This is a genomic window from Gemmatimonadota bacterium, from assembly GCA_016720805.1.
In the GTDB taxonomy this organism is placed as follows: Bacteria; Gemmatimonadota; Gemmatimonadetes; order Gemmatimonadales; family GWC2-71-9; genus Palsa-1233.
This window is the reverse complement of the sequence record JADKJZ010000012.1, coordinates 22,497-34,939: the sequence shown is the minus strand read 5'-3', so window position 1 is coordinate 34,939 and position 12,443 is coordinate 22,497. Positions and strand designations below refer to the sequence as shown.

The window sequence follows — 12,443 nt, the reverse complement described above, 5'->3', positions numbered from 1 at the left end:
CCATCGAGGATCGATCATCGATGATCGATCCTCGCTGGCCTACTTCTGGTAGTTGGGTGCTTCTCGCGTGATGGTCACGTCGTGCGGGTGCGACTCGCGCAGGCCGGCCGAGGTGATCTGGATGAACTCGGTCTCGCTGCAGAGCGTGACGATGTCGCCGACGCCGCAGTACCCCATCCCGCTCCGCAACCCGCCGACCATCTGGAACAGGACGTCGGCGACCGGACCCTTGTAGGGGACCCGCCCCTCGATCCCCTCGGGGACCATCTTCGAGGCCGAGACCTCGCCTTCCTGGAAGTAGCGATCGGCGGAGCCATCCTGCATGGCGGAGAGCGAGCCCATGCCGCGGATCATCTTGAAACGGCGCCCCTCCGCGAGGATGCTCTCGCCCGGACTCTCTTCGGTGCCGGCGAGCATCGAGCCCATCATGACGGAGGCCGCGCCGGCGGCGAGTGCCTTCACCACATCGCCCGAATACTTGATGCCGCCATCGGCGATGACCGGCACGTCACCCGCGCCGCGCACTGCATCGATGATCGCCGTGATCTGCGGCACGCCGACGCCGGTGACGACGCGCGTGGTGCAGATCGAGCCCGGGCCGATGCCGACCTTGATGCCATCGACACCGCGCTCCACCAGCGCCCGGGCGCCCGCTTCCGTCGCAACGTTGCCGCCGACGAGCTGGGCGTCGGGATAGGCGTCGCGCAGCGCAGCGATGGTCTCGAGCACACCCTCCGAGTGACCGTGGGCCGAATCGACCACGATCACGTCGGCGCCGGCGTCGAGCAGCGCGCGCGCACGGACCATCGCCTCTGCACCCGCGCCAACCGCGGCGGCGACGCGCAGGCGCCCATGGCTGTCCTTGTTGGCGTCGGGGTGATCGCGCCGCTTGAAGATGTCCTTGACGGTGATCAGGCCCTTGAGCACGCCGGTCCCATCGACGACCGGCAGCTTTTCGATCCGGTGCCGCGCCAGGATGGCCTCGGCTTCATCAAGCGTGGTGCCGATCGGCGCCGTCACCAGCCCGTCGCGCGTCATGGCCTCGGCGATCGGCCGATCGAGCGCCCGCTCGAACTGAAGGTCGCGATTGGTGATGATGCCGATCAGGCGGCCGTCGCCATCGACAATCGGCACGCCGGAGATCTTGAAGCGCCGCATCAGCGCGTGCGCCTCGCGGATCGGACGATCGGGCCCGAGCGTGATCGGGTTGAGGATCATCCCGCTCTCGCTGCGCTTGACGCGGTCCACCTCCGCAGCCTGTCGATCGATCGACATGTTCTTGTGGATCACGCCGATTCCGCCCGCGCGCGCCATCGCCATCGCCATCTCGGATTCCGTGACGGTATCCATCGCGGCGGAGAGGAGCGGGATGTGGAGGGGGATCGCGCGGGTGAAACGGGTGGCGGTCGAGACCTGCCGCGGGTGCACCAGCGAGTGGCGCGGGACCAGCAGGACGTCGTCGAACGTCAGGCCTGGGGTCGAGCGGATGCGGCTCACGCGTCGCCTGCCGGAGCCTGCAGCATGCAGGAGGGAATCATCCCGAAACCTAGCGCCCCGCGCCGGGTTCGATCAACCCGGCCCGGCGCGCTCTGGCGGCACGGCGGGCGGGTTGTCCTTGGGTGCCGACGGTGTCGTAAGGGTCTGCGCGGTCTTCGAGGCCTCCTCGACCACCGCAGATGCCGCCGCCGAGAGCCCTTTCACCACCTTGGAGGCCGAATCGAGGAAGCCGACGGTGCCCGAAATGGCGTCGAGCGGCAGCTTCCCGGCGCGCATCGTGTCCTGGACGCTGTCGCTGAAGCGGGCGAAGAGGTTCGAGGGCGCCGAGCGCTCGGCATACTTGCTCTCGAGAAACTCGACATAGTCGAGCAGCTGCAGGCCGCGCTCGTCAGGCAGCGTGTCGAGGCGACGGAGGATCCGGTCGCGGAGTTGTTCGTTCACGGGCCCCTCCGGGGCTCAGTCGAGCCGGCGCACGAAGGTGAGCACCGGGGTCGGGAGGAAGCGGCTGCGGCCGGCACGAATCGTCGCCCGGATGCGAAGCTTGGCGAGTGGTTCCATGGCGCGGAACTGCTCGGCGTCCTTGGCACTGACGACCAGGTAGACGAATCCGGTTTCAGGGATCGGCCCCCGCGCCAGCACATAGGGCTGGCCGGGGGGAAGCTCGGGCCGCAGCTCGTCCGCCTTCTGGATCGAGAGGATCTGGATGGTCCATTCGACCGTCTGCCCGAGGTACCGATCAGGATTGGCGCGAATATCGGCCGCCGATGGTCCCGTGCCCCCGAGCCCCTCGCCCAGGCTTCCCTCGCGGACCCACCCCTCGAGCTGGACCTTGGCCCACCCCCCCTTCCGTTCCAGCACCGTGACCGGAATCGGGGCTTCGAGGGTGGCCACCGGGGCACCGCCGGAGGTCGCCGAGAGGGTGGCCGCAGCGCTGAGTGTCGTGACGCCAGGCTTCCCGCTCGAGTCGACCTTGGGCACCAGCGCGGGTGCGGGAGTCGCCGCAGCCGCGGGTGGCGTGACAGCAACCTTGGAGTCCGCCGCTTTGAGCGCACTCTGGAGAAGCCAGGCGCTACGCTGCACCCGCACCCATTCGCCCTTGGTCTCAAGCCGCTTCAGCAGGGCGCCGGCCCGTACCGTCGCCACGGTGGCGCCGTTGCCTGCCGCGCCGCGCAGCGTGCTCCCCGCAGAGAGCGCCACCGCCACGTCGTAGCCGTCCCGACGGTCATCGCGCAGCGCCTTGGCGGCGATCCACCCGTCAAAGCGGACTTCGGACCAGTTGCCCTTGGTGCCGAGCGTCGTGACCGTCGTCCCGACCATGACACGGCCGAGGACGGCCCCATTCGGTTCCTTCTGGAACTCGGTCTCGGTACCGATCCGGGCCGCTCCAGACGCCTGCGCGGCCAGCGGCGCCGAGGGGCACGCCAAGGCGGCCCACAGCAGCAACATGCAGGCTGGTAGGCAGATTCTGGCAGGGGTAGATTGCGGCGCGCCGATCACGGATTGAGAGTGTAGACGTCGCGGAGGAGCATGTCAAACGCCCGCAAGCAGTCCGCGCCCGTGGTGCTGGTCGTCCTTGACGGCTGGGGATGGCGCGAGGAGACCTACGGCAACGCGATCGCGATGGCGAACACCCCGACCTGGGATCGCCTCGTGGCCCGCGCCCCGCGCACCTTGCTGAATGCCAGCGGCCTCGCCGTCGGGCTCCCCGAAGGGCAGATGGGGAACAGCGAAGTCGGCCACCTGAACCTCGGGGCCGGCCGGGTCGTCCCTCAGGATCTCGTCCGGATCAACCAGACCATCGCCCGCGACCAGTTCATCGCCCTCCCGGCCTTCGCCGCGGTCTGCGCGGCCGTGGTTCGCGCCGACAGCACCCTGCACCTGGCTGGCCTGCTGGGCTGGGGCGGAGTCCACGCGATCGATGGCCACCTGCGGGCCGCCATCGATGCCGCCATCCGCCTCGGCGTCCCCCGCATCGCCATCCACGGATTCCTCGACGGCCGCGACTCTCCCCCGAATTCGGGCATCGAGGTGGTGGCGGGGTTGCAGCAGGACATGGCGAAGTTCGGTGGCGGGCGCACCGTCCTGGCCTCATTGGTTGGCCGCTACTTCGCCATGGACCGCGATCGACGCTGGGAACGGCTGAAGCTGGCGTACGATGCCATGGTGCATGGTGTCGGACTCCACGTCGCCGATCCGCTCGCGGCGGTGCGCGAGGCGTATGACCGCGGCGAGACTGACGAGTTCATCAAGCCGCTGGTGATGACCGCGAACGGCGCACCGGTCGCGACGCTCCGGAATGGCGACGGGATCTTCTTCGTCAACTATCGCTCCGATCGGATGCGCCAGCTCGTCGGTGCGCTCTGCATCCCGAGCTTTGATGGCTTCGACGTTTCCGATCGGCCGCAGCTGACCGCTGCCACGATGACGCAGTACGACCAGACATTCCCGATTCCCTCCGCCTTTCCACCGTTTTCGATGGCGAAGATTCTCGCGGAGACGTTGAGCGAGATCGGGCGCACGCAATTCCGCACCGCCGAGACCGAGAAGTACCCGCACGTCACCTACTTCTTCAACGGCGGCAATGAAGTGCCCTGGGCCGGGGAAGAGCGCGAGCTGGTTCCGTCGCAGAAGGTGGCGACCTACGACCTCGCCCCGGAAATGAGCGCCGCCGGCATTGCCGAGGTGCTCTGCCGCGCCCTGGGTCGTCGCGAGCACGACTTCTTCCTCGCGAACTTCGCCAACGCCGACATGGTCGGGCATACCGGGGTGATCCCCGCCGTGATCAAGGCCGTCGAAACGGTCGATCATGCGTTGACGCAGGTGCTGGCGGCGGCCGACGCGGTGGGCGCCCGAGTCCTGGTCACTGCCGACCACGGCAATGCCGAGATGATGATCGACCCGGTCACCGGGGGGCCGCACACGGCCCACACGACCAACCTCGTTCCGTTCCTGACCGTCGGGCACGACGCCCCGCTCCGCGCCGCAGGTGGCGCGCTCTGCGACGTGGCGCCTACCATTCTCGGATTGCTCGGCATCGACCAGCCCGCCGAGATGACCGGCCGATCCCTTCTGCTCGCCTGAGGTGTAGCTTGGTGCTGATGCGCTCAACCCGTCGCCGTTCCGCCCTGATCGCCCTCGCGGCGCTCTGCCTTCCCGCCGCCTCGGCCGTGGCACAGGTGGGGTACCTCCCTGCCGAGTCGCCGTTCCGCGAGATCCGCTTCGGCCAGACGCTCGAACTCCAGGGCGGCCAGCTCTTCGGCAATGGCGGGCCGCTCAAGGTCGGGCCGCAGGACGGCCGGATCATGGGGGCGCGGCTGAACTTCCGCGGCAATCACTCGCTGCAGCTTGCGCTCGGCGCCTGGACGGCGTCCGCGCAACGCTACATCGTGGACGCCGACAAGTCGCCCGCGACGCGGGTGTCAGGTCCGATCGACCACCGCCTCATCGGGGGCGAGTTCACGCTCCAGCTGAATCTCACTGGCGGCAAGACGTGGCGTGGTTTCGCTCCATACGCCGGCGTCGGCCTGGGGCTGGTGCACGGGGCGAAGACGCCGGCGGCGGACACCTCCGGCTATGCCTTCGGCACCAAGCTCTATTTCGCGCCGAATGTCGGGTCGCGGCTGATGCTCGGCCAGCGGCTGTTCCTGAAGGTCGAGGCGCGTGCGTACCTCTGGAACCTCAAGTACCCGAACTCCTACGCCGACGAACCGGCGCAGGCACCGGGCACCACCGACAATCCGAACGCCGTGAACCCGACCGGCAAGAGCGGCGAGTACACGCCGGTGCCCGCGTTGCTCTTCGGCTTGGGGATCAAATTCTGACGATCGACCGATGCGCTGCTCGCTGACGCGGGTACTCAGCTTTCACGCCCGCCATCGCTACCACAAGCCGGCGTGGAGCGAGGCCGAGAATGCGCGGCGCTTCGGCTGGACCAGCGCCGCTCCCGGACATGGGCACCTCTATCGCGTCGAGGTCACCGTCGCCGGTCCGCTCGACCCCGACACGCAGATGGTGATCGACCTGCCGCTGCTTGACACGATCCTTACCGAAACAGTCGCGGCCCCGTTGGCGGGCCGCCATCTTGCTGAGGCGGTCCCGACGTTCGCGCCGGGTGCGCAGTTGCCGACCTGTGAGGCGATCGCCGCGTGGTGCTTTGCGCGAGTCGCCGAACGTCTCCCGGCTGACGTGTCAGTGGAGCGCGTGCTGGTGGCCGAGGACGCCACCCTCTGGGCCGAGTGCCGCGGACCCGCCTGAACCCCTGCCTTTGTCGAGCTCGATCTGTCGTTCCCCCCGGAGGCTGCGATGCGTGATCTTCCCTCGAGGCAATTCGCCCTGTGCGGTGCGTTGCTCGCGCTGCTGGCGTTGCCCCCGGTGCGCGCCGCGGCGCAGGCAACCGGCGACCAGAGTCGACTCGTCATCGGTGTCGCTGCCGGGTGGATTGGTGGCACCGATCTCTGGTCCGTCCCGGCGCAACCGATTCTCACCACCACCGAAGCGGTGGACGTCTTTGGCTTGAAGCGACGCATCCGGTCGAACATCACCTTTGCAGGGACCGGCACCTGGTATCCGAAGGGCAATCTCGGGGTCACCGCGGAGGTGAACTACCTTGGCCTCGGTACGGTGGACGACTGCACCCTCGTCACGGCAAGTGGTGACCCGCTCAATCGACTCGTCTGCACCACGCTGCGGAACTACGAACGTCCGGCCTCCGCGGTCTCGCTCGCGGGCGGGCTGGTGTTGCGCCCCGTGAGCCGCGGCTGGATCCAGCCGTATGTGCGCGGCGTGGCAGGCGTGGCGCTGGCGCTCCGCGGGACGGTGCGGACAGTGGCCACGATCGGCGCCTTCGGCGACACCGCCTTCACCATCTATCCCCAGGCGGGCGGCGGCCAGTTGCGGCCCACCGGCTCGGTGATGGTCGGGATCGCGACCTCGTCCTCACCCGGGTACCAGTTCCGCGCCGAGCTGCGCTACACCGCCCTGCGACTGCCGGTCGTGACCGGGCCCTCGATCTATCAAGGTGCGCCACCGCAGACGGGTTCGGTCTGGAAGACGCTCCCCTCGATTCTCGTCGGTTTCGACATCGTGCTCGAGAAGCGACGAGGCCGACGGTACTGAGGGAGTGATGGCTGCCATTCGTCTGAGCGTCGACGACGCGGTCGCGGCGATTCTCGCCGAGGTCGCGCCGTTGCCGAGCGTGCCTGTGCCGCTGGCGGAGGCACTCGGCGGTGTGCTCGCCGAGGACGTCACGGCACCGTTCGCGCTGCCGCAATGGACCAACGCCGCGATGGATGGCTATGCCGTGCACGGCGAGGACGTGCGCGGAGCCTCGCAGGACCACCCCGCCACGCTACCGGTCGTCGCGCACATCGCGGCCGGGGCCACCGCGCCGCGGGCACTCGCCCGCGGCGAGGCGATGCGGATCTTCACCGGTGGTCCGGTGCCGGAGGGTGCCGACACGATCATCCGCCAGGAAGACACCGATCGCGGAGCGGAAGTGGTGCGCATCCACGACGACCGTGATCTCGGTCGGCATGTGCGCCGTGCCGGCAGCGACGTCGCGGCCGGCGTGGTCGTGTTGCCGCGTGGCCACGACATCGGACCCGGCGAGATCTCGCTGCTCGCCGCCCTCGCGATCACCACGCCACCCGTGCACCGACGCCCCTTCGTCGCGATCATCAGCAGTGGCGACGAACTCGCCTCGCTCGACGACCCCGCACCGGTCCGTGCTGGCAGCCGACTCGCCGACAGCAACACGCCGACCCTCGCCGCGCTGACCCATCTCGCCGGGGCGACGCCCCTGCCACTCGGCCCCGTCCCCGATGACCCCGATGCGCTCATCGCCGCCATCGGCCACGCGGCCAGCGCGGAACTGCTCGTCACAGTGGGCGGCGTCTCCGTTGGCGATCACGACCACGTGCCCGCGGTCCTGGAACGGCTGGGCGCGCGCCTCCTCTTTCGGCGAGTCCTGCTGCGGCCGGGCGGGCCGACCACGGCGGCACGACTGCCAGATGGCCGCGTCTGGATCGCCCTCCCCGGCAACCCGGTCTCGGCCATGGTGACGTTCACCCTCTTCGTGCGGCCGACGATCCGCCGACTCCTCGGTGACACCGCCCCCCGACGGCCGGCGCTCCCCGTCACGCTGGACAGTGACGTGGAACGGGACGCCGTACTGGACCTCTATTTCCGCGCCAGTCGCCAGGGAGCAGGCCACCTCGTGACCCCCCTGCTCCGGGCCACGGGGCCCGTCGGGTCCGCGCTGATGACTACGATGCGGGGGGCCGAGTTCCTGGTGTGCGTCCCGGCGGGCCAGGGTGTGGTACCCGCCGGAACCGCGCTGGAGGCGATCTCGTTCCCTTGATGGAGTTGATTGGCGAGGTCCCCGCCCTTAGCCTTCACCGCTCAGAAGGGGAGTAGCCCAACCGCCGGAGTTCAGGCGGTCGGCGGCATCGTCAAGACTGCACACCTCCGGTGTGCACGGTGCCCCGGGAAAGCCAGTACGGCTGTTCAGGCGAGACCTTCGTCACCACCCGTTCGAACGGGGGCGGCGAAGTCTCGCCTTCGTTCATTTGCAGGAGGAAGCACCATGGTCAACAGTGCCAAGACGTTCATTCTGCTGGCCGGCCTCATCTCGATCCTGATGGTGGGCGGGCAGCTGGTGGGTGGGACCACGGGCCTGATGTTCGGCGGGTCGATCGGCGTCATCATGGCGTTCGTCTCGTTCTGGTTCTCCGACAAGATGGTGATGCGCGGGTACGGCGCGCGGATCGTGACGTCCGCCGAGGCGCCCGACCTGGTCGCAATGGTCGACGAACTTCGTCAGCGCGCGGGACTCCTGATGCCGCGCGTGGCGCTGATTCCGTCGGCGCAGCCGAATGCCTTCGCGACCGGTCGTTCCGAGGCCAAGGCGATCGTCGCCGTCACCGAGGGGATGTTGAAGGCCCTCCCGCGCGACGAGCTCGCCGGCGTGATCGCGCACGAGCTGGCGCACATCAAGAACAAGGACATGCTGATCCAGACCATCGCGGCCGGGATCGGCTCGATGATCGGCGTGCTGCCGTGGCTGGCGGGCAGCGTGATGCGGCGCAATGACGACGATGGTGGCGGGATCGGCGACATCGCCTTCATGATCCTCGCACCGTTCGTCGCGATGATGCTGCAGTTCGCGATCTCGCGGCAGCGCGAGTTCGCCGCCGACCGGACCGGCGCCGAGATCGTCGGCAAGGCGCGCCCGCTGGCGCAGGCCCTCACCCGGATGGACGCGATGGCGAAGCAGCTGCCGCTGCCGGTCTCGCCCTCGCTGGCGGCGCTGGCGATCGTCAATCCGCTGAAGGCCGGCGGACTGGCGAAGCTCTTCAGCACCCACCCGCCGACCGAGGAGCGCGTCGCAGCGCTCCTGGCGTTTGATGCGGAACGGGTAGCAGCATGACCGACCTGAGCGTCCATCCGCCAGCCGTCTGGATCGGCTTCACGCTGGTCATCCTGGTGCTGCTGGTGCTGGACCTCGGGGTCCTGAACCGCCATTCGCATGTCCTCACCACGCGCGAGGCGACCCGCTGGTCGGGCTCGCTGGTCGCCCTCGCGCTGCTCTTCTGCGGCTTCCTCTGGTATCGCGAGGGCTCGGCCCATGGCCTCGAGTTCCTCACCGGCTACCTGATCGAGCTGTCGCTCTCGGTCGACAACCTCTTCGTCTTCATCCTGGTCTTTCAGTACTTCGCCGTGCCGTCGGAGTTGCAGCCGAAGGTGCTGAAGTGGGGCATCGTCGGCGCGATCATCATGCGGGCGATCATGATCGGGCTCGGGGCGCTCCTCCTCCAGCGCTTCACCTGGATCATTTACGTCTTCGGCGGCATCCTCATCATCACCGGGATCCGGATGTTCCGGAGCGACGGCGAGGACCGGATCGAGCCGGAAAAGAACCCGATCGTGAAGCTGGCGCGGAAGCTCTTTCCCTTTACCGCGGCCTATGACGGCGAGAAGTTCTTCACGCGCAGCCACGCGCGGTGGTATGCCACGCCGCTGTTGCTGGTGCTGCTGGTGGTCGAGTCCACCGACCTGGTCTTCGCGATCGACTCGATCCCCGCTGTCTTCGCGGTGACCAAGGATCCGTTCATCGTCTACTCGTCGAACATCTTCGCGATCCTCGGTCTCCGCGCGCTCTTCTTCCTGCTGGCCGGCATGCTCGACCGCTTCCACTACCTCAAGGCCGGGGTGGCACTGATCCTGGTCTTCGTCGGCATCAAGATGACGATTTCCGGCTACGTCCACCTGCCGATCGTGGCCTCCCTGGCCGTGATCGTGGTGACACTGGCGGCGTCGGTGTGGTTGTCGATGCGGAAGACGGCTTCAGAAGCGGCGTGAACGGGGAACGGGTTTTCAGCCGCGCATGTCAATGCGCGGTGAGGGGTGAGGGGTGAGCATTCCGGAGCAATGTCATCCTGAGCGGAGCGGGGGCGAAGCCCGCGCGAAGTCGAAGGACCTGCTCCTTAGGAAAGCGCCGTCGCACGTGGCCGCCGCCGAGGTCAAGCGGCGCCAACGAGCGCCCCAACCATCGCCGCCGCCAGCAACAAGCTTCCGCCCCACAGGTACGTGACGATCGTTTCGCCGATCCAGTACTTCGCGTAGGCGCGCGGGTCAGTCAGGGTCGCAACGAGCGTGCGGCAGGCAACGAGCAGCGGCGCCGCAAGTGTACCCATCAGGCCGGCGCCAAGCACCATGCGATGCACGCGAGCAGCGGGATTCGGCTCGTGCGGGAAGCACGCCAGGCTCGGCGGACCTCGGAGAAGAACCGCCATAAGCACCACACCCAGCGCCAGCCAGGGGAGAATGTCGGTCGAGAGCCACCCCACCGACATCGCGAGGGCGGTGAACGCAGCGAACGGAATCGTCAGGTCACGGACGATTCCCGGCGTGACCTTCCGGAACCCCAGCGCCGACAGCAGGGCGATCAGGGTGAGGAGATGGGCTCCCGTCGGGAAGGTGAGCAATCCGAAGCTCCACGACGAGAACAGGGATGCGGCATCGCCACCCTCCGCCCTCCGGCCATCCAACTCCGGCCAGATCACGATCGCAGTGGCATACATCAGGGCAGCGGCCAGCACGGCACCCCAGGCGATGCCGGCCGCGTAGGCTGCGTCGCGGAAAGTTTGCCGAAAGGGCTGGGGGATACGAGCTACCTAGGTTGGTCGCGACTTGAATTCCATCCCGACACCGTGAAGAAGAATTGCCCTGGAATCTGCATATGGTGCCACACGAGCCGCTCCGTCAGCCACTCGCGGTAGGGGACCGAACCCTCTCCGTTCCACCCTCGCAGCGATCTCGCCCGAACATATGAGCTCTCTCGTCCGATGACGATCGAGTCGAGGTGCACGATCGTCCGATACGCACCGGTTGGTCGGGGGAGGGGACCACACTGTGGCTCGCGCACAATCGAATCGGCCCAGCGTCTCTCCGCAGCCATCTTGACCCACTCGCCCGTTACGGGGATGTGAGGGTTACAAACGACCGTGACGAATTCCTCCGGAATAGCGGACTGACGGAGCCGAAGAAAGTTGCCCAACAGCATCAGTGCGTTCGGATAGTTGCGGAGCCGAAGCCGTTCGATGTCCGTCTCGGCAACCGCGTCGGGAGTACGTGCGGGAGGTCCCGCCTGCGAGCAGCCTAGGGCGACAGCTAGGACGACGAGCGCAAAACTCCATTTCACGTGACGGGAATGAGGCATGAGTTCGGCCCGGCGACCTCGATAAACTTGAAATACTCAAACGTGGCATACGCGGGATTGGGGTTGTTCTTCGGACCGTGGCCGCCTATGACGCCGGCTCCGCTTTGACCCTCGCGGGGGGCTATGATCGCATGCACGGCCTCGTGCAGGAGGCTTTGGAACAACAGCCAGCGTCCCCCAACATTCTTCCTGTTCGCGCTCCAGTAATCCGGATCAAAGTGCATGACTCCGCTGCCGTCATATCCCTGAGCATTGTGTCGGAGGTCGCCCTCCGACACCGTCGTGTCCCGGCCCAGAAAGATTCCTCGGTTGGCGATCAAGGTGTCGACGGCGTTGAGGATCGCTCTGCATTGACGCACCGCAGATGTATCTGTCATTGACTCCTGCGAGCGTAGATAGGCATTCGCCTCCGTCCGCATGGTCGTCACCGTCGTCCATTGGGAATCTTCGAGAATTTGCAGGCATTTCAACTTGTTCAATGCAGCTCGCGCGGAATCGCCGAGTCCGGTCGGGGCGTACGGCGGATCATCATTGGGATCACACGTCGTCATGGAGTCCGAGACGCCGGCGTTCGCGGTATCCTGGGCAATCGGAGTCACAGAGTTGCTTCCGCCGCCGCCAGGCCCCCCGCTACCACCTGGCAACGGCAGCCGCGGCCACTCCCGCCACTCCTCCTCCCCCGATCCTCCATCTGCGACGTATGTGTATGTCAACTTCATGACGCAGGCGTCCAAGGTTCCGTTCGGCGGAAGGTACCATGTCCCGTCGGACTGCCACCAGCCTGCAGATGGCACACACCACTCGCGCCAGATCGGCCAGAAGACCCCAGCCATGAGGAAGGCATCACCCTCGGCCGCGATCGCGGCGTAAAGATATCGGCGCGTTGCTGCCTCGACAGAATCAGTGGCAATGCCCGCGCAGTCGAACAGCTGGGGTCGGCCCGAGCGCGGGGCGAACCGAATGGTCGTGGAATCGCCTGCAGCCGTGGCGACTCGGCAGCCGACCCCCAGCATCGCTCCTGCCGGGTCCTCTGCGGTCCGACCAATCGTCCGAATCGACCGGTACCCCTCAACCGGCGGCGAGACCACAGTCTCGCTCCCGCATGCCGTCGACAGCACGAGAGCGAGGATGGCAAAGAATTTCTTGGAAACTGGAACGGTTGGGCGTAGGTCGGGCGTTTCGGAGCCGACGGAAGGAAGCTTGGCCAATGAGGAGTCCTGGGGAGGAA

12 protein-coding genes are annotated in these 12,443 nt (G+C 67.4%); 7 read left to right on the top strand and 5 right to left on the bottom strand.

The features are described from left to right. Positions 1-39 precede the first annotated feature (39 nt). From guaB to IPP98_09900, 3 genes are all read right to left on the bottom strand, one after another. Positions 40-1,497, bottom strand: a complete 1,458-nt coding sequence (gene guaB, locus IPP98_09910) for an IMP dehydrogenase (GenBank protein ID MBL0179423.1) — start codon at positions 1,495-1,497, stop codon at positions 40-42. 72 nt (positions 1,498-1,569) lie between these two features. Further along, a complete protein-coding gene (locus IPP98_09905; protein ID MBL0179422.1) occupies positions 1,570-1,938 on the bottom strand; it encodes a hypothetical protein in 369 nt (122 codons plus the stop codon). A gap of 15 nt (positions 1,939-1,953) precedes the next feature. Continuing rightward, complete coding sequence (locus tag IPP98_09900; GenBank protein MBL0179421.1) at positions 1,954-2,943, bottom strand: hypothetical protein; 990 nt, start codon at positions 2,941-2,943, stop codon at positions 1,954-1,956. An 81-nt stretch (positions 2,944-3,024) separates the two neighbouring features. Between IPP98_09900 and IPP98_09895 the strand changes: the two genes are divergently transcribed. The 7 genes from IPP98_09895 (at position 3,025) to IPP98_09865 (ending at position 9,855) form a co-directional block, all read left to right on the top strand. Continuing rightward, positions 3,025-4,578, top strand: coding sequence for a 2,3-bisphosphoglycerate-independent phosphoglycerate mutase (locus IPP98_09895; protein MBL0179420.1), 1,554 nt, complete (start codon positions 3,025-3,027; stop codon positions 4,576-4,578). Between the two features lie 17 nt (positions 4,579-4,595). After that, complete coding sequence (locus tag IPP98_09890) at positions 4,596-5,318, top strand: hypothetical protein (GenBank protein MBL0179419.1); 723 nt, start codon at positions 4,596-4,598, stop codon at positions 5,316-5,318. Between the two features lie 10 nt (positions 5,319-5,328). Further along, on the top strand, positions 5,329-5,751 hold the full coding sequence (locus IPP98_09885; GenBank protein MBL0179418.1) for a 6-carboxytetrahydropterin synthase: 423 nt from the start codon (positions 5,329-5,331) through the stop codon (positions 5,749-5,751). Between the two features lie 48 nt (positions 5,752-5,799). Continuing rightward, positions 5,800-6,612 (top strand): hypothetical protein, encoded by an 813-nt coding sequence (locus IPP98_09880; protein ID MBL0179417.1) that lies wholly within the window; start codon positions 5,800-5,802, stop codon positions 6,610-6,612. A gap of 7 nt (positions 6,613-6,619) precedes the next feature. Continuing rightward, positions 6,620-7,855 carry a molybdopterin molybdotransferase MoeA gene (locus IPP98_09875; GenBank protein MBL0179416.1) on the top strand — a complete coding sequence of 412 codons (1,236 nt, stop codon included), beginning with the start codon at positions 6,620-6,622 and terminating at the stop codon, positions 7,853-7,855. Between the two features lie 225 nt (positions 7,856-8,080). Next, entirely contained in the window at positions 8,081-8,923 is an 843-nt protein-coding gene (locus tag IPP98_09870) for a M48 family metalloprotease (protein MBL0179415.1), read from the top strand. Further along, positions 8,920-9,855, top strand: coding sequence for a TerC family protein (locus IPP98_09865; GenBank protein MBL0179414.1), 936 nt, complete (start codon positions 8,920-8,922; stop codon positions 9,853-9,855). Before IPP98_09870 ends, IPP98_09865 begins: the two co-directional genes overlap by 4 nt. A 161-nt stretch (positions 9,856-10,016) precedes the next feature. On the opposite strand, the gene IPP98_09860 is transcribed toward IPP98_09865, so the two are convergent. Further along, positions 10,017-10,595, bottom strand: a complete 579-nt coding sequence (locus tag IPP98_09860) for a hypothetical protein (GenBank protein MBL0179413.1) — start codon at positions 10,593-10,595, stop codon at positions 10,017-10,019. 598 nt (positions 10,596-11,193) lie between these two features. Further along, a complete protein-coding gene (locus IPP98_09855) occupies positions 11,194-12,423 on the bottom strand; it encodes a hypothetical protein (protein MBL0179412.1) in 1,230 nt (409 codons plus the stop codon). Between the last annotated feature and the right edge of the window lie 20 nt (positions 12,424-12,443).